Below are 16,841 nucleotides of genomic sequence, written 5' to 3'. Positions count from 1 at the left end.
GCTGGCGTCGAGCTCCCCGGCAGAGGCTCGACGCGACAGGCACCATTTACCCTATTTGCTGCGAAACTTCGCCCGGAAAAGTACGAAGAACTGAATTAGCCTTTCAATTTTTCGGCAAGCGTATGTCCGAGGCGGGCCGGCGACGGAGAGACGGTGATTCCGGCCGATTTCATCGCTTCGGTCTTGGAATTGGCGTCGCCCTTGCCGCCGGAGATGATCGCACCGGCATGGCCCATGCGGCGGCCGGGAGGTGCGGTCACGCCGGCGATGAAGCCGACCATCGGCTTCTTGCGGCCGCGCTTGGCCTCGTCCTTGATGAACTGAGCGGCGTCCTCCTCGGCGGAACCGCCGATCTCGCCGATCATGATGATCGATTCAGTCTTGGGGTCGGCGAGCAGCATCTCCAGCACGTCGATGAACTCGGTGCCCTTGACCGGGTCGCCGCCGATGCCGACTGCGGTGGTCTGGCCGAGGCCTTCCTGGGAGGTCTGGAACACGGCTTCATAGGTCAGCGTGCCGGAGCGGGAGACGATGCCGACGCTGCCGGTCTTGAAGATGTTGGCCGGCATGATGCCGATCTTGCACTCGCCGGCGGTCATGACGCCCGGGCAGTTCGGTCCGATCAAGCGCGACTTGGAGCCGGCCAGCGAGCGCTTCACGCGGACCATGTCGATCACCGGAATACCCTCGGTGATGCAGACGATCAGCGGGACCTCGGCGTCGATGGCCTCGCAGATCGCATCCGCCGCGCCCGGCGGCGGCACGTAGATCACGGACGCATCCGCGCCGGTCTTCTGGCGCGCCTCGCGCACGGTGTCGAACACCGGCAGGCCCAGATGCGTCGAGCCGCCTTTGCCCGGCGAAGTGCCGCCGACCATCTTGGTGCCGTAGGCCATCGCGGCTTCAGAGTGGAAGGTGCCGTTCTTGCCGGTGAAGCCCTGGCAGATGACCTTGGTGTTCTTGTCAATCAGGATGGACATGAGGTCTGCTTTCGCGAAACTAACAGAGTGAGAGGTCAGTGGATGCGGCGATAGACACCGGTGAGCACGTCGGCCCAACCTTCCGCGTCCGGCGAGAACTGGATCTTCAACGAGTAGGAATTGTCGTCGATGATCTCGTAGACGTGGCGCGCATTGCCGCGCAGCGAGCCACGCACCAGCGTCAGGGTCTTGCCGACCCACCCGCCGGAGGCGGGCGAGGGCGGCGTGTAGCCGAGCGAGTCGTACCAGAACAATTTGTAGGTCCGGTCGTCGCGATCGTAGGTGAAGATGCCGTGGGTGGCGAAGATCTGCTTGCCGTCGCGTATCTGGACGCTGTCCTGGATCAGGTAGAAGCCGTTGAGATCCATGCGCGCCACTGTGCGTGAGGTCGCCGGCCCGCCGGCGGTCCAGCGCGACGGGAAGACCATCTCCTCGCCATTCCATTCGCCGGCGAACGCGGCAAGGCGCGCGTGCTCCGGCAACGGGGATGATGCGGCGAGATGGTCTTGGGTCATGGCCTTAGCCTCCCTTGACGGCCTTCACGATCTTCTGCGCGGCGTCATCGAGATTGTCGGCCGGCACCACGTTCAGGCCGGATTCACGGATGATCTTCTTGCCGAGCTCGACGTTGGTGCCTTCGAGGCGAACCACCAGCGGCACGGTGAGACCGACCTGCCGCACCGCAGCCGTGACGCCCTCGGCGATCACGTCGCACTTCATGATACCACCGAAGATGTTGACGAGGATGCCCTTCACGTTCGGGTCGGCGGTGATGATCTTGAACGCGGCCGCGACCTTTTCAACGCTGGCGCTGCCGCCGACGTCGAGGAAGTTCGCCGGCGCCATGCCGTAGAGCTTGATGATGTCCATGGTCGCCATGGCAAGACCCGCGCCGTTGACCATGCAGCCGATGTTGCCATCGAGCGCGACGTAGTTGAGGTCGTACTTGGAAGCCTCGATTTCCTTGGCATCCTCCTCGGTCTCGTCGCGCAGCGCGAGCACCTCGGGATGACGGAACAGCGCGTTGTCGTCGAACGACACCTTGGCGTCGAGCACGCGGAGCTGGCCCTGCTTGGTCACGACCAACGGGTTGATCTCCAGCATCGACATGTCCTTGGCGACGAAGGCCGCGTAGAGCTGCCCGGTGAGCTTTTCGGCCTGCTTGGCGAGATCGCCGGACAGGTTCAGCGCTTTCGCAACCGTGCGGCCATGGTGGCCCATGATGCCGGTCGCCGGATCGACCGAGAAGGTGACAATCTTCTCGGGTGTGTTGTGCGCGACGTCCTCGATGTTGACGCCGCCCTCGGTCGACACCACGAACGAAACGCGCGAGGTCTCGCGGTCGACCAGGATCGAGAGGTAGAATTCCTTGTCGATGTCGGAGCCGTCCTCGATGTAGAGGCGGTTGACCTGCTTGCCGGCGGGGCCGGTCTGCACGGTCACGAGCGTGGCGCCCAGCATCTGCTTGGCGTACTCGGCAACCTCGGCGGCCGACTTGGCGATGCGGACGCCGCCCTTGTCGCCGGCTGAGGCTTCCTTGAACTTGCCCTTGCCGCGGCCGCCGGCATGGATCTGGCTCTTCACCACCCACACCGGACCCGGCAGGGCCTTGGCCGCGCCCTCGGCGTCGGCGGCCTTCAGGACAGGAACGCCCTTGGAGATCGGCACGCCGAACTCGTTCAGCAGCGCTTTGGCCTGGTACTCATGGATATTCATATCGTCGCTCCCTGAACCCGCGGGCGGTGACCCCATGGGCCCACCTCAGTCTTGTGGCTGGCATACCATATACCACAGGAACTGCAACCCGGATTCTTCAATACGTTCGTGATCTCTGGACTGCGAAATCACTGACTTGCCCGGATCCCGCCCAGCCGGGCTCCGGAAATGAAACCGCCGAAGACCGGTTTTTCGATCTTCGGCGGGGATTGTTGCCTTAGCGGCCGAGAAGATCGGGTGCGATCTTCTTGCAGGCATCGACCAGACCCTGCACCGCGCCGACCGACTTGTCGAAGGCTTCGCGGTCCTTGCCGGCGAGCTCGATCTCGACGACGCGCTCGACGCCCTTGGAGCCGATGACGACGGGCACACCGACATACATGTCCTTCACGCCGTATTCGCCGTTGAGGTAGGCGGCGGAGGGCAGCACGCGCTTCTTGTCGCGCAGATAGCTCTCGGCCATCGCGATCGCCGAGGCGGCCGGAGCGTAGAAGGCCGAGCCGGTCTTGAGCAGGTTGACGATCTCGGCGCCGCCGTTGCGGGTGCGGTCGACGATCTCGTCGAGGCGCGTCTGCGAGGTCCAGCCCATCTTGACGAGGTCGGGCAGCGGAATGCCGGCGACGGTGGAGTACTTCACCAGCGGCACCATGGTGTCGCCGTGGCCGCCGAGCACGAAGGCGGTGACGTCCTCGACCGAGACGTTGAACTCATCGGCCAGGAAGTAGCGGAAGCGCGCCGAATCCAGCACGCCGGCCATACCGACGACTTTCTTGTGCGGCAGGCCCGAGGCCTTCTGCAACGCCCACACCATCGCGTCGAGCGGGTTGGTGATGCAGATGACGAAGGCGTCGGGAGCGTACTTCTTGATGCCGGCGCCGACCTGCTCCATGACCTTGAGGTTGATGGAGAGAAGATCGTCGCGGCTCATGCCAGGCTTGCGCGGCACACCGGCGGTGACGATGCAGACCTTGGCGTTGTCGAGCGCCTCATAGGAGTTGGCGCCGGTGTAGTGCGCGTCGAAGCCGTCGACCGGCGAGGACTGCGCGATGTCGAGCGCCTTGCCCTGCGGCACGCCCTCGGCAATGTCGAACATCACCACGTCGCCCAGCTCTTTCAGGCCGATGAGATGAGCCAACGTTCCGCCGATCTGGCCGGAGCCAATCAAAGCAATCTTGTCGCGCGCCATGTGAACCTGTCCTTTAGACATCCGAAGGAGGAGGGGAAAACTGAGACGGGTGGTTATCCCTTTCGCCTCCCCCGTTCAAGTCGCCGGATGCTCAATTGTCGGGCTTGCCGATGCCTGGGGCACGCAGCCCCGTCATCCGGGGCACGCGTCGGCGCAAAGCCCGGAATCCATCGGACAACAGAGCGCGCTGATGAATGGATTCCGGGCTCATCGCTCCCGGGCCGCGCTTTGCGCGGTCCCGTCGCGACGCCCCGGAATGACAGCGCTGGCAAATAGGACTTAAGTCTCCACCAGCCCCTTGGTGGAGCCGCTGGCGGTGGAATCCTTGCGGCCGTGAGGCAGCGCCAAATAGGATTCCGAGCTCATTTCGATCAGGCGCGAGGAGGTCCGCTTGAACTCGTTGGCCTCGTTGCCTTCGCTCGCCAGATACAGCGAGACCGGATTGGCTTCGGCCGAAGCCATCAGCTTCACGGCATTGTCATAGAGCGTGTCGATCAGCGTGATGAAGCGCTTGGCGGCGTTGCGCTGGGCGAAGTCCATTACTGGAATATGGTCGACCAGGATGGTGTGATAGTCGTGCGCGAGCCGAAGATAGTCGGACGCGCCGAGCGGCTTCTCGCAGAGATCGGCGAACGAGAACCGCGCCACGCCGTGTGCCGAGCACGGCACGTGCAGGATGCGGCCCTTGATCGAGATGTCGCGCGATTTGCATTTGGCGCCGCCGGTCATCTTGGTCCAGGCGCGATTGAGCGCCGCGTCCGCGTCGCCATCCGCCGGCGTCAGCCACATCGGCACGCCCTGGAGCTTTTCCAGCCTGAAGTCGGTGCGTGCATCCAGCCGCAGCACGTCCATGTGATCGGTGATCTGCGCGATGAAGGGCAGGAATAGCGCGCGGTTCAAGCCGCCCTTGTAGAGATCGTCGGGCGCGACGTTGGAGGTCGCGACTACCACCGTGCCGAGCTCGAACAGCTTTGCGAACAGGCGGCCGAGGATCATCGCGTCCGCGATGTCGGTGACGTGGAATTCGTCGAAGCAGAGCAGCCAGCTCTCCTCGAAGATCGCATTCGCGGTCAGCGCGATGACGTCGCCATCGGCGATCTCACCGCGCGCAATACTCTGGCGATAGTCGTAGATGTGCTCATGCACGTCTGCCATGAACTCGTGGAAATGCGCGCGCCGCTTGAGCTCGACCGATGAGTGCTGGAAGAACAGGTCCATCAGCATGGTCTTGCCGCGGCCGACCTCGCCATGGACGTAGAGGCCGTGCGGCGCCTCGTCCTTGTCGCCGTTTCTGAACAGACGGCCGAGCAGGCCCTGCTTGCGCTGAGGCTTGTAGTTCGCAAGCCGCTGGTCCAGCGCCGCATAGGCCTCGGCAACCTCGGCCTGCGCCGCATCCGGCTCGATCGCGCCGGACGCGATCTCGGCCTGGTATTCTGCGCGGAACGATGAATTTGGAGTGGAGAGCATGGCTCTTTACCGCCAGAGACGGCGGCAAATTGCAAGCCGAGAATTGGTGCGAGAGGTATGCGCTTTTTCTCCCTCTCCACGTCCTTGCGGGGAGAGGGAAGAGATCACGCGCAAAGGTCGTAGGAATCCTCGACCACGTACGGGCCGCCGCCGGTCGAAGCGCGCGAGGAGAACAGCACGAAGCGGTCTGCGGTGAAGATCTTGCTCGGGAAGTAGCCGCGCACCGAGAGATAGTCGGCGACGTCCTGGCTCGAAGCGTCGTGCAGCCGCGCCAGCGTGACATGCGGAATGAATTTACGGCCCTCGGGATCGAGACCGATCCGCTGCATCATCCGCTCGAGCTCGGCCTGCAGCTCGATCAGCGGCCTGCTCGGCTCGATGGCGGCGACGACCGCGCGCGGCTTGCGGCCGCCGAAGCTCGTCAGCCCCTGCACCTTCACCTCGAACGGTTTGCGGTTGACCCGAAACAGCATCGAGGCGATCTCGTTGGCGGAGGCGCCGTCGATATCGCCGATGAAACGCAACGTGACGTGATAATTTTCGGGATCGATCCAGCGGGCGCCAGGAAGGCCACCCCGCAAATTGGAAAGCGTGTGGCCGACCTCGGCCGGGATTTCCAGGCCCGTGAACAAACGCGGCATCGTTCATCTCCCGATGCTTGGGTACAGTCCCTGAGCAGGACCATATCCGAATTAGAGCCGGTGACGAATCACCGGTAACCTGATTCCTATCGCAGTTGTGTGACTCTGCGAAGCTCGACGCGTGCCACCCCGGGAAAACCCTGGGAATTAGGGTTAGCGCTGCCTGCATTTCAACGGCGTTGCTCGCTTATCGTGCCAAGGAATGCCTCCACGGTGGGCATCATATTCTTGACGATGATGTCGACGCCGGCCGCGGTCGGATGGATGCCGTCGGCCTGGTTGAGCTTGGCGTCGGCCGCAACGCCTTCGAGGAAGAACGGATAGAGCGGCACGTCGAATTTCTTCGCCAGATCCGGATAAATCGAATTGAAGCGCGCGGCATAGTCGGGGCCGTAGTTCGGCGGCGCCAGCATTCCGCAGAGCATCACCGCGATCTTGCGCGCCTTCAGCCGCGCAACGATGTCGCTCAGCGCCGCCCGCGTCAGGTCAGGCTCGATGCCGCGCAGCGCATCGTTGGCGCCGAGCTCGATGATGACGCCCTCGGTTCCCTCTGGCACCGACCAGTCGAGCCGGTCACGCCCCCCGGAGGAGGTGTCGCCGGACACCCCGGCATTGGTCATGTCGACGCCTACACCTTTGTCTTGCAAGGCTTTTTGGAGCCTTGCCGGGAACGCCTCCTGGCCCGGCAGGCCGAGCCCGGCGCTCAAGGAATCGCCGAGGACGACGAGCCTGATCGGCTTGGCCGCGCCCGCGGCGGCGCTGGTTGCCACCGTCATCAAAGCGACCATCAACACGGCTATGTGCATGAAGAATCCGCAACGCCTCTCGACCGAGCGAGCGGAGTTGCCATATGACCGGACCATGGACAGTCGCATCGAATCCTCTTCGCTCGCCGGCACCGCGCCGGACACCATCGCCATCTCCAACGTCAATCTCTCATTGGGCACGGGCGCGGCACGCGTTCACATCCTCAAGGATATCAGCCTGCGCGTCGCCTCGGGCGAGACGATCGGCCTGATCGGCCCGTCAGGCTCGGGCAAATCCACGCTGCTGATGGTCATGGCGGGGTTGGAGCGTCCTGATAGCGGAGAGGTGGTGGTGGGCGGCACGCCTTTCAATGCCCTCGACGAGGACGCGCTCGCCCGCTTCCGCGGACGTGAGGTCGGCATCGTCTTCCAATCCTTTCATCTGATCCCGACCATGACGGCGCTGGAGAACGTTGCCGTCCCGCTCGAACTCGCGGGTAATCCCGACGCTGCGACACGCGCGGCGCAGGAGCTGCGGTCAGTCGGGCTCGGCGACCGCCTGCATCACTATCCGTCGCAGCTCTCCGGCGGCGAGCAGCAGCGTGTCGCGCTCGCCCGCGCACTGGCGCCCGATCCCGCGATCCTCGTCGCCGACGAGCCGACCGGCAATCTCGACGATGCGACCGGAAAGCAGATCGTCGATCTGCTCTTCACCAAGCATGCCGAGCGCGGCATGACGCTGGTGCTGGTCACGCACGATTCCTCGCTCGCGCATCGCTGCGATCGCGTGATCCGCCTGCGCTCCGGGCGCATCGACACGCAGCATTCGCCAGCATGAGCGCCGCAGCCGAACGTTTCGCGCGCCCCAATGGTGCCGCGCTGTCGCTGCGCTACGCGTTGCGCGAATTGCGCGGAGGCCTGCGTGGCTTCTACGTCTTCATCGCCTGCATCGCGCTCGGCGTGATGGCGATCGCCGGCGTCGGCTCGGTCTCGGCGAGTCTCAGCGACGGTCTTGCGCGCGAGGGCCGCACGCTGCTCGGCGGCGACGTCTCCTTCGTGCTGTTCCAGCGCGAGGCGAAACCCGAGGAGGTCGCGTTCCTGCGCTCGCGCGGCACCGTCTCCGTCGCGGCCACGCTGCGCGGCATGGCGCGCTCGGCAGAGGGCAAGCTCGCACTGGTCGAGATGAAGGCGGTCGACGACACCTATCCCATGCTCGGCCAGTTGACGCTGGCGCCACCGATGCCGCTGTCCGATCTGCTTGCGGAGCGCGACGGCGCGTATGGCGCGGCCGCCGATCCGACGCTGCTGGCGCGGCTCTCCCTCAAGACCGGCGACCGCGTCACCATTGGCGCGGCGACCTTCCAGATCCGCAGCACGGTCGAGGCCGAGCCCGACAAGCTTGCCGGTGGTATCGGCTTCGGCCCGCGCTTCCTGATCAGCGAGGCGGCCCTGCGCGCCACCGGCCTGATCCAGCCCGGCAGCCTGGTGCGCTGGGTCTATCGGGTGAAGCTGCCGGACGCGGCCAACAGCGATCGCGCCACCGAGGCCTTCATCGACGACGCGCGCAACGCCGCGCCGCAGGCCGGCTGGGAGATTCGCAGCCGCTCCAATGCCTCGCCGCAGCTCGAGCGCAACATCAACCGGTTCACGCAGTTCCTCACTCTGGTCGGCCTTGCCGCGCTGCTGGTCGGCGGCGTCGGCGTCGCCAATGCCGTGAAGAGCCATATCGATCGCAAGCTCGAGGTGATCGCGGCCTTCAAGGCCATCGGCGCCACCGGCCGCGACGTGTTCGGCATCTATTTCGCGCAGGTGATCCTGCTCGCCGGGATCGGCTCGGTGATCGGGCTGGCGCTGGGCGCCGCGATGCCTTTCGCCATCGTCGGCCTGTTCGGGAAACTGCTGCCGCTGCCGGTGGTGCCGGCCGTGCACGCCGACGAGCTGGCGCTGTCCTTCGTCTATGGCCTGCTGACCGCGCTCGCCTTCGGCCTGTGGCCGCTTGGGCGCGTGCATGACGTGCCGGTCGCAGCGCTGTTCCGCGACACCATCAGCGCCGAATGGCACCGGCCGCGCTGGCGCTATCTCGCCTTCATGGGCGCGGTGATCGCCCTGCTCGTCGCGGTCGTGATCGGCCTGTCCTTCGACAAGCGCATCGCCGCGGTGTTCGTGCTCTCCTCCGTCGTCGTGTTTGCGCTGCTGCGCGGTATCGCCGCGTTGCTGATGGCGATCGCGCGGCGGCTGCCGCGCACGCGGCTACCGATGCTGCGGCTTGCCATCGCCAACATCCACCGGCCGGGCGCACTGACGCCCTCCGTCGTGCTGTCGCTCGGGCTCGGCCTCGCCGTGCTCGTCACCATCACCCAGATCGACGGCAATCTGCGCCGGCAGTTCCTGGCCGCGCTGCCGGACCGGGCGCCGTCGTTCTACTTCATCGATATTCCGAGCACGCAGGCCGCGCAGTTCGACGATTATCTCCACCAGATCGTGCCGGGCGCGAGGGTCGAGGACGTGCCGATGCTGCGCGGGCGCATCGTCGCGGCGCGCGGCGTCCGCGCCGAGGACCTCAAGCCCACGACCGATTCCGAATGGGTGCTGCAAAGCGACCGCGGCCTGACCTATACCGGGGAACTGCCGAAGGGCTCCAAGGTGGTCGAGGGCGAGTGGTGGGGCGCCGACTATTCCGGCCCCCCGCTGGTCTCGATGGAGAAGAAGATCGCCGACGGACTCTCCTTGAAGATCGGCGATGAGGTCGTGGTCAACGTGCTCGGCCGCGACATCCCGGCCAGGATCGGCAATCTGCGCAGCATCGACTGGCAGGGGCTCGGCATCAATTTCGTCCTGGTATTCTCGCCGAACGCCTTCAAGGGTGCGCCGCACACCCATATCGCGACCCTGACGGAAGCGGGTGGCGATGCGAAAGGCGATGGCCAGATCATCAAGCAGGTTGCGGACGCCTATCCGATGGTGACGAGTGTGCGCGTGCGCGAGGTGATGGAGACGGTCGGTTCCGTCGTGACCAATCTCGCGCTGGCGATCCGCGGCGCCAGCGCCGTGACGCTGATCTCGGCGATCCTCGTCCTGGGCGGCGCGCTCGCCGCCGGCCATCGTCACCGGGTCTACGATGCGGTCATCCTGAAGACACTGGGTGCGACACGGCTGCGGCTGCTCGGCGCCTATGCGCTGGAATACCTCCTGATCGGGCTCGCCACCGCGGTGTTCGGCGTGTTCGCCGGCAGCATCGCGGCCTGGATGATCGTGACGCGGCTGATGACGTTGAGCTTCGTCTGGCAGGCCGGCAGCGCGGCCGGCGTGGTCGCGGCCGCCCTGGTCGTCACGGTCGGGCTGGGGCTCGCCGGCACGCTGCTGGCGTTGAACAAGAAGCCCGCCACGGTGCTGCGGAATTTGTGACAAAATGTAGCGGGTGGTCGTGCGGTATCCAAATCGCACGATTCCTGCAATTAACCACGCCCGCTCGTCAGGATTGTGAGGCCAGGGCGACATTCGGCCGCGCGTGGACGGTTGCAGCGAATGTGTTAGTTTCCCACATATCCAATGGGTTCGGAGCCCCGATTGTTAGCCAAATTTAATGTCGGCAGACAGCGGTATCCGAGATAGAATTTGACGAACCGGCGGCATGGAGACCCTCGTGCCGGACCGGACAACCAACGGGAATTCGACCATGTCGGACCTAGACCGTAACTACGCTTCTCCTTTCGGCAGGGCCGCCGGGCGTGTTGACGCCGCTGCGGTCGACGCCGGTCTGCGCGCCTACATGCTGCGCATCTACAATTACATGAGCATTGGCCTCGCCATCACCGGCCTCGCCGCGCTCGGCGTCTACATGGCTGCCGTGACGGACGTTCCGACGCCGGAAGCCGTCCGCGTCGGCAAGCTGTTCCTGACGCCGTTCGGCTACGCGATGTTCGTGAGCCCGCTGAAATGGCTGTTCATGCTGGCGCCCCTCGCCATGGTGTTCGTCATTTCGGCCGGCATCAACCGCCTCGCCCCCTCGACTGCCCAGATCCTGTTCTGGGTGTTCTCGGCGCTGATGGGCATCTCGCTGTCCTCGATCTTCCTGGTGTTCACGCACACCTCGATCGTGCGGGTGTTCTTCATCACCGCGGCGACTTTCGGTGCGCTGAGCCTCTACGGCTACACCACGCGTCGTGACCTGACCGGGATGGGCTCGTTCCTGTTCATGGGCCTGATCGGCATCATCATCGCGAGCCTAGTGAACCTGTTCCTGGCCAGCACGGCGCTGCAGTTCATCGTGTCGGTGGTCGGCGTGCTTGTGTTCGCGGGCCTCACCGCCTGGGATACGCAGCGGCTGAAGAACGACTACATCTACGGCTACGCGTCGGCGGGCGGTGACATCGCAGAGCGTGCGGCGATCACCGGTGCGCTGTCGCTGTACCTGAACTTCATCAACCTGTTCACGCTGCTGCTGCAGCTGCTCGGCCAGCGCGACTAAGCGGTAAACCCGAGCGAACGACACGAACCCCGGCCGAAAGGCCGGGGTTTTTATTTGGGCTGACTGCATCCCCAAACACCGTCGTTGCGAGCGCAGCGAAGCAATTCAGAAATGCGCCCGCGGAGGGGCTCTGGATTGCTTCGTCGCAAGGGCTCCTCGCAATGACGGAGTACGTGAAGGCGGCATTGCCCCTTTCAGCGGTTCCGGGAACGCTTTAATCTACCCTCATGTCCGCACCTGAGATCAGGCCCACCACCGAGGCCGACCTTTCCGCCATCACCGCCATCTACCAGCAGGCCGTCCGCGAGGGCACGGCGACGTTCGAGCTGGAACCGCCCGACCTTGCCGAGATGACGCGGCGCTATCGCGCGCTGATTGATGGGGGCTATCCCTACTTCGTCGCCATGCTCGACGGACGCGTGGCCGGCTATGCCTATGCCGGCGCCTACCGGCCGCGGCCGGCCTATCGCTTCACGGTCGAGAACTCGATCTATCTCGATCCGTCGTTCCACCGCCGCGGCATCGGCCTGTTGCTGCTGGAGCGGCTGATCACCGAATGCGAAGCGCGCGGCTTCCGCCAGATGATCGCCGTGATCGGCGATTCCGCCAACGCCGGCTCGATTGGGGTCCACACCAGGGGCGGCTTCAAGATGATCGGCACGCATCCCAATGTCGGGCTGAAGTTCGGCCGGTGGCTGGACACCGTGATGATGCAGCGCGACCTCGGCGAGGGCGGCAGCACGGTACCGACCAAGTAGGACCTCGTAGGGTGGGCAAAGCGAAGCGTGCCCATCATTGCCGCAGCGGTCGCGGAGGGCACGGCGCGTTGCGCCTTTGCCCACCCTACGGCAGCTAAACCACCGCCAGCTTGCGGTCGATCACCAGCAGCACGCGCTCGAGCTCGTGGCCGCGGCGCAGGATCAGGCCGGTGGCCGAGATTACACTGTACATGCCCTGCTTGCGCGCCAGCCGCGGATCTTTCTCGATGCGATAGATCGGCACTTCAGAGGCGCGGCGATAGACCGAGAACACCGCCCGGTCCTTGAGGAAGTCGATGGCATAGTCGCGCCATTCGCCGTCGGCGACCATGCGGCCGTAGAGATTGAGGATGCGATGCAGTTCCAGCCGGTTGAACGTCACCCGGTTGCCTTGGGAATTCGCAGCGGCGACACGCGCCACTGCGCGCTGCTCGCTCGGATCGGCATCCTCCGACAGATTCATGGGCGCCTCCTGTCGCACAACATGATCGCGTCCGCGAAACCGTCGCGGGAACCCGCGGATCATGACAGTTGCATGATTGCGCCAACTGCTGCTCACCGCAAGAGGTTCCCGGCCAATCCCGCCAGATCGTGGGCGAATCAGGGCACATGCTATGGTAGAACTTCTCAGCGACAAACCGTCACGGGATCGTTAGCAGGAATCATAGTCTCGCCTCTTTTCCGCCTAGCGACTGCCGCCCTGCATTGCGAAAAGACTCATGTGCGTTGGCCCGGTCCTTTCGGTTCCGGATTCCTCAGCCCCCAGCCCCCCGGGGTCGTCAGGATCGGGTCTGTACGCGCGACAAGGAGGGCCAACGCGAGTTGGTCCTTTTTTGTTTGTATCGGGTCGGGATGTGTGCCCGCTGTCATTCCGGGGCGCGCGAAGCGCGAGCCCGGAATCCATCGATCCAATTTTCCAAGATGAGAAATGGATTCCGGGCTCGCGCCAAGAGGCGCGCCCCGGAATGACGAAGGGAAGATCTTCGGAAACTATTTACGCGCTTCAATGCAGCGACGTGTACGCCGCGCCCAGCATCGGACCGGGCTTTTCGCGATTGCCGTCCTGGACGTAGACCACCGCGCCGTCGACGCCGTCGCGAGTCAGGTTCTCGATCGGCACCGTCCAGCTTTCCGGACGGCCGTTCCAGTCGCCAACCTTGAGCACGTTGCGGACCACGTTGTGGTAGGTGATCTGCTGCCCACGATTCTCGCCGCGGCCGATCGCGATCGGCACCGACTTCGAGATCGAGCAGATCCAGACCTCGCCGTGCGAGACCGCCGGCTCCTTGCTCGCCGCCACCGACACGTTGATCTGCTTGCCCGCCAGCGACATCGTTACCGGCACGCTCATGACGGATTCATTCTTGGTGGTATTTCCGATCGCACTTTCGATACCGGCGAGATCGCTGCCGATGACATGCGCCGAGCCGTTGACCACGACCTGCGGCGTATAGACCTCACGGTCGCCGCGCATGCGCGAATAAGCGCGCTGCCGTGCGGAGAAGCGCGAATCCGCCAGCGTGTCCTTCCAGCCGAGATAATCCCAATAGTCGATCGGCATGCTCAGCGCGATGATCGAGGGATCCTTGGAGAGTTCGCCGATGATTGCGTCGGCGGGCGGACAGGACGAGCAGCCCTGCGAGGTGAAGAGTTCGACCACGGCGCGGGGATCGGCGTGGGCGGGACGAATGATGGCGATGATGGCACAGACGCTGAGTGCTCCCGACCAGAATGCACCAGACCAGCGTGAAATTTGATTAGTAGCCATCATTCCAGTCATGTCGAACGTCGCACATCCTAGCTCGTGGGGGAAAAATCGTATCGCTTGATGGTCACCGTAATCTTACGGGGCGCGGCACATTCGTCCACCACGGCGGAGTTTTCCGCCGGGCGGGCCCATCTGAAGCGTGCCGCAAACGCGCGAAGGCGGCCTTTTGATAGGCCGCCTTCGTTTAAGCTTCTACTCACTTCGCAGTGAGCCACCGTTCACAAATCCGCGCTTATGCCGCGAGCTTGCGCAGCACGTAGTGCAGGATGCCGCCGTTCCGGTAGTAGTCGAGCTCGTCCAGCGTATCGATCCGGCAGAGCAGCTGGACGCGCTGGAGCGAGCCGTCGCCGGAAACGATCTCGGCGGTCAGCTTCTGACGCGGCTTGAGGTCGCCGACGAGGCCGCGCAGCGTGACCTTCTCGTCGCCCTTCAGGCCAAGCGACTGCCAGGAGGTGCCTTCCTCGAAGGTGAGCGGCAGGACGCCCATGCCGACCAGGTTGGAGCGGTGGATGCGCTCGAAGCTCTGGCAGACCACGGCGCGGACGCCGAGCAGGCGCGTGCCCTTCGCAGCCCAGTCGCGCGAGGAGCCGTTGCCGTATTCGGCGCCGGCGAACACGACCAGCGGCACGTTCTCCTGCTGGTACTTCATCGCGGCGTCGTAGATCGACATCTGCTCGCCGTCGGGCCAGTGCTTGGTCAGACCGCCTTCGGGAATGTTGCCGTCGGCACCCTTGAGCATGAAGTTCTTGATGCGGATGTTGGCGAAGGTGCCGCGCATCATCACTTCATGGTTGCCGCGGCGCGTGCCGTACTGATTGAAATCGGCCGGACGCACCTGGTGCTCGCTGAGATACTTGCCCGCGGGCGAGGTGAGCTTGATCGAGCCGGCCGGCGAGATGTGGTCGGTGGTGATCTTGTCGCCGAACATGGCGAGGATGCGCGCCTCGACGATGTCGGTGACCGGCTCCGGCTCCTTCTTCATGCCTTCGAAATAGGGCGGGTTCTGCACATAGGTCGAGCTCATGTTCCAGCGATAGGTCTCGCTTTCGACCGTCTTGATCTTGCGCCAGTTGGTGTCGCCCTTGAACACGTCGGCATACTTCTTCTTGAAGATCGACGCGGTCACGAACTTCTTCATGAAGGCGTTGATCTCCTTCGCCGTCGGCCAGATGTCCTTCAGGTACACCGGCTTGCCGTCCTTGCCTTCGCCGAGCGGCTCGGTGGCGAGGTTCTTGGTCACGCTGCCCGCAAGCGCATGGGCGACGACGAGCGGCGGCGAGGCGAGATAGTTCGCCTGCACGTCCGGCGAGACGCGGCCTTCGAAGTTGCGGTTGCCGGAGAGCACGGCGGCCGCAACGATGCCGTTGTCGTTGATCGACTTCGAGATCTCTTCAGGCAGCGGGCCGGAATTGCCGATGCAGGTGGTGCAGCCGAAGCCGACCAGGTTGAAGCCGACCTTGTCGAGATCGGCCTGCAGACCCGAATTGGCGAGATATTCGGCGACGACCTGGCTGCCCGGGGCGAGCGAGGTCTTCACCCACGGCTTCGCCTTCAGGCCTTTCTTGGCTGCGTTGCGCGCCAGCAGGCCGGCGCCGATCAGCACGCTCGGGTTGGAGGTGTTGGTGCAGGAGGTGATCGCCGCGATCACGACGTCGCCATGGCCGAGCTCGAAGTTCTTGCCCTCGACTGCGTAGCGCTTCTCGGCATCATCGCCCTTCTTGTACTCGTTGGCCATCGCCAGCGAGAAGCCTTCCGACACGGAGGGCAGCGCGACGCGGCCTTCGGGACGCTTGGGACCTGCCATCGACGGCACGACATCGCCGAGGTCGAGCGTCAGGGTCTCCGTGAACACCGGGTCCGGCGACTTGGCGGTGCGGAACAGGCCCTGCGCCTTGGCATAGGCCTGCACCAGCGCGACGCGCGCCGGGGCGCGGCCGGAGGTCTTGAGGTAATCGATCGCGGCGGCGTCGACCGGGAAGAAGCCGCAGGTCGCTCCGTATTCGGGCGCCATGTTGCCGATCGTGGCCTTATCGGCGACCGAGAGGTTATCGAGGCCGGGGCCGAAGAACTCGACGAACTTGCCGACGACGCCAAGCTTGCGCAGCATCTGCGTGACCGTCAGCACGAGATCGGTCGCGGTGACGCCTTCCTTCAGCGAGCCCTTCAGCTTGAAGCCGACCACGTTCGGCAGCAGCATCGACAGCGGCTGGCCGAGCATGCAGGCTTCCGCCTCGATGCCGCCGACGCCCCAGCCGAGCACGGCAAGACCGTTGACCATGGTGGTGTGGGAATCGGTGCCGACCAGCGAGTCGGGATAGGCGACCTCGAAGGTGCCGGTCTTCTTGCCGACCGTCATCTTCTCCTTCTTGGTCCAGACGGTCTGGGCAAGGTATTCGAGATTGACCTGGTGGCAGATGCCGGTGCCGGGCGGCACGACGGAGAAGTTCGAGAACGCCTTCTGGCCCCACTTCAGGAACTCGTAGCGCTCCTGGTTCTGCTTGTATTCCTCGGTGACGTTCTTGGCGAAGGCCTTGTTGTCGCCGAAGAAGTTCACGATCACGGAGTGGTCGATGACGAGATCGACCGGCACCAGCGGGTTGATCTTCTCGGCATCGCCGCCGAGCTTCTGCATCGCGTTACGCATCGCGGCGAGGTCGACCACCGCCGGCACGCCGGTAAAGTCCTGCATCAATACGCGGGCCGGGCGGAACGCGATCTCATGCTCAAGCGACTTCTTGCGCAGCCACTTGGACACCGCGACGATGTCCTCCTTCTTGACCGAGCGGCCGTCCTCGTTGCGCAGCAGGTTCTCGAGCAGGACCTTCATCGAATAGGGAAGTTTGGAAATTCCCTTCAGACCATTCTTCTCGGCCGTGGGCAGGCTGTAATAGACATAGGTCTTGGCGCCGACCTTGAGGGTCTTTTTGCATTTGAAGCTGTCGAGCGAGGTCATGTAGGAAATCCCAATTGTTAGTTATACCCGGCGAGGGTACTTTAACACCGTCAGCGAATCCGGCTGGGTCGCTTGCAGGGGCAGGTTGAGTTGCTGCATCAAGTAGTTCCGGGCTTATAGAAGCTTTCTAACCGCGCCGCCACAGCCACAATCGTACC

General features: G+C 64.3%; 14 protein-coding genes. 4 read left to right on the top strand and 10 right to left on the bottom strand.

All coding sequences use genetic code 11. From position 1 onward, the window contains the following. Window positions 1–95: 95 nt before the first annotated feature. The 7 genes from sucD to AXW67_RS14575 form a co-directional block, all read right to left on the bottom strand. Window positions 96–980: a succinate--CoA ligase subunit alpha gene (gene sucD / locus AXW67_RS14605; RefSeq protein WP_027554491.1), complete on the bottom strand. Its 885-nt coding sequence runs from the start codon at window positions 978–980 to the stop codon at window positions 96–98. A gap of 35 nt (window positions 981–1,015) precedes the next feature. Further along, window positions 1,016–1,495 (bottom strand): DUF1579 family protein, encoded by a 480-nt coding sequence (locus tag AXW67_RS14600; RefSeq protein ID WP_063678435.1) that lies wholly within the window; start codon window positions 1,493–1,495, stop codon window positions 1,016–1,018. 4 nt (window positions 1,496–1,499) lie between these two features. Then, entirely contained in the window at window positions 1,500–2,696 is a 1,197-nt protein-coding gene (sucC, locus tag AXW67_RS14595; RefSeq protein ID WP_063678434.1) for an ADP-forming succinate--CoA ligase subunit beta, read from the bottom strand. 217 nt (window positions 2,697–2,913) lie between these two features. Continuing rightward, window positions 2,914–3,882: a malate dehydrogenase gene (gene mdh, locus AXW67_RS14590; RefSeq protein ID WP_027554488.1), complete on the bottom strand. Its 969-nt coding sequence runs from the start codon at window positions 3,880–3,882 to the stop codon at window positions 2,914–2,916. A 279-nt stretch (window positions 3,883–4,161) separates the two neighbouring features. Then, a complete protein-coding gene (gene zapE / locus AXW67_RS14585) occupies window positions 4,162–5,349 on the bottom strand; it encodes a cell division protein ZapE (RefSeq protein ID WP_063678433.1) in 1,188 nt (395 codons plus the stop codon). Window positions 5,350–5,453: 104 nt separating this feature from the next. Further along, a complete protein-coding gene (thpR, locus tag AXW67_RS14580; RefSeq protein WP_027554486.1) occupies window positions 5,454–5,990 on the bottom strand; it encodes an RNA 2',3'-cyclic phosphodiesterase in 537 nt (178 codons plus the stop codon). Between the two features lie 170 nt (window positions 5,991–6,160). Continuing rightward, a complete protein-coding gene (locus AXW67_RS14575) occupies window positions 6,161–6,796 on the bottom strand; it encodes an arylesterase (protein WP_063678490.1) in 636 nt (211 codons plus the stop codon). 55 nt (window positions 6,797–6,851) lie between these two features. Between AXW67_RS14575 and AXW67_RS14570 the strand changes: the two genes are divergently transcribed. The 4 genes from AXW67_RS14570 to AXW67_RS14555 all read left to right on the top strand — a co-directional run bounded on the left by AXW67_RS14570 (window position 6,852) and on the right by AXW67_RS14555 (window position 11,962). Further along, a complete protein-coding gene (locus AXW67_RS14570) occupies window positions 6,852–7,574 on the top strand; it encodes an ABC transporter ATP-binding protein (protein WP_063678432.1) in 723 nt (240 codons plus the stop codon). Then, entirely contained in the window at window positions 7,571–10,141 is a 2,571-nt protein-coding gene (locus AXW67_RS14565; protein ID WP_063678431.1) for an ABC transporter permease, read from the top strand. Before AXW67_RS14570 ends, AXW67_RS14565 begins: the two co-directional genes overlap by 4 nt. A 271-nt stretch (window positions 10,142–10,412) precedes the next feature. Next, window positions 10,413–11,204, top strand: a complete 792-nt coding sequence (locus AXW67_RS14560) for a Bax inhibitor-1/YccA family protein (protein WP_027554482.1) — start codon at window positions 10,413–10,415, stop codon at window positions 11,202–11,204. 227 nt (window positions 11,205–11,431) lie between these two features. Then, entirely contained in the window at window positions 11,432–11,962 is a 531-nt protein-coding gene (locus tag AXW67_RS14555) for a GNAT family N-acetyltransferase (protein WP_063678430.1), read from the top strand. Between the two features lie 94 nt (window positions 11,963–12,056). On the opposite strand, the gene AXW67_RS14550 is transcribed toward AXW67_RS14555, so the two are convergent. The 3 genes from AXW67_RS14550 to acnA form a co-directional block, all read right to left on the bottom strand. Further along, a complete protein-coding gene (locus tag AXW67_RS14550) occupies window positions 12,057–12,425 on the bottom strand; it encodes a DUF2794 domain-containing protein (protein ID WP_027554480.1) in 369 nt (122 codons plus the stop codon). Between the two features lie 540 nt (window positions 12,426–12,965). Beyond that, a complete protein-coding gene (locus AXW67_RS14545) occupies window positions 12,966–13,742 on the bottom strand; it encodes a DUF1223 domain-containing protein (protein WP_027554479.1) in 777 nt (258 codons plus the stop codon). 220 nt (window positions 13,743–13,962) lie between these two features. Continuing rightward, complete coding sequence (gene acnA, locus AXW67_RS14540) at window positions 13,963–16,683, bottom strand: aconitate hydratase AcnA (RefSeq protein ID WP_027554478.1); 2,721 nt, start codon at window positions 16,681–16,683, stop codon at window positions 13,963–13,965. Window positions 16,684–16,841: the final 158 nt, after the last annotated feature.

The organism is Bradyrhizobium neotropicale, assembly GCF_001641695.1.
Lineage (GTDB): Bacteria > Pseudomonadota > Alphaproteobacteria > Rhizobiales > Xanthobacteraceae > Bradyrhizobium > Bradyrhizobium neotropicale.
The sequence above is the reverse complement of the archived record's forward strand: the minus strand, read 5'-3'. Positions and strand labels throughout refer to the sequence as shown.

Bases quoted from the DNA above. Each gene is read 5' to 3' on its own strand.
- sucD (WP_027554491.1), bottom strand. From the start codon at position 980: ATGTCCATCCTGATTGACAAGAACACCAAGGTCATCTGCCAGGGCTTC.
- AXW67_RS14600 (WP_063678435.1), bottom strand. From the start codon at position 1,495: ATGACCCAAGACCATCTCGCCGCATCATCCCCGTTGCCGGAGCACGCG.
- sucC (WP_063678434.1), bottom strand. From the start codon at position 2,696: ATGAATATCCATGAGTACCAGGCCAAAGCGCTGCTGAACGAGTTCGGC.
- mdh (WP_027554488.1), bottom strand. From the start codon at position 3,882: ATGGCGCGCGACAAGATTGCTTTGATTGGCTCCGGCCAGATCGGCGGA.
- zapE (WP_063678433.1), bottom strand. From the start codon at position 5,349: ATGCTCTCCACTCCAAATTCATCGTTCCGCGCAGAATACCAGGCCGAG.
- thpR (WP_027554486.1), bottom strand. From the start codon at position 5,990: ATGCCGCGTTTGTTCACGGGCCTGGAAATCCCGGCCGAGGTCGGCCAC.
- AXW67_RS14575 (WP_063678490.1), bottom strand. From the start codon at position 6,796: ATGCACATAGCCGTGTTGATGGTCGCTTTGATGACGGTGGCAACCAGC.
- AXW67_RS14570 (WP_063678432.1), top strand. From the start codon at position 6,852: ATGGACAGTCGCATCGAATCCTCTTCGCTCGCCGGCACCGCGCCGGAC.
- AXW67_RS14565 (WP_063678431.1), top strand. From the start codon at position 7,571: ATGAGCGCCGCAGCCGAACGTTTCGCGCGCCCCAATGGTGCCGCGCTG.
- AXW67_RS14560 (WP_027554482.1), top strand. From the start codon at position 10,413: ATGTCGGACCTAGACCGTAACTACGCTTCTCCTTTCGGCAGGGCCGCC.
- AXW67_RS14555 (WP_063678430.1), top strand. From the start codon at position 11,432: ATGTCCGCACCTGAGATCAGGCCCACCACCGAGGCCGACCTTTCCGCC.
- AXW67_RS14550 (WP_027554480.1), bottom strand. From the start codon at position 12,425: ATGAATCTGTCGGAGGATGCCGATCCGAGCGAGCAGCGCGCAGTGGCG.
- AXW67_RS14545 (WP_027554479.1), bottom strand. From the start codon at position 13,742: ATGACTGGAATGATGGCTACTAATCAAATTTCACGCTGGTCTGGTGCA.
- acnA (WP_027554478.1), bottom strand. From the start codon at position 16,683: ATGACCTCGCTCGACAGCTTCAAATGCAAAAAGACCCTCAAGGTCGGC.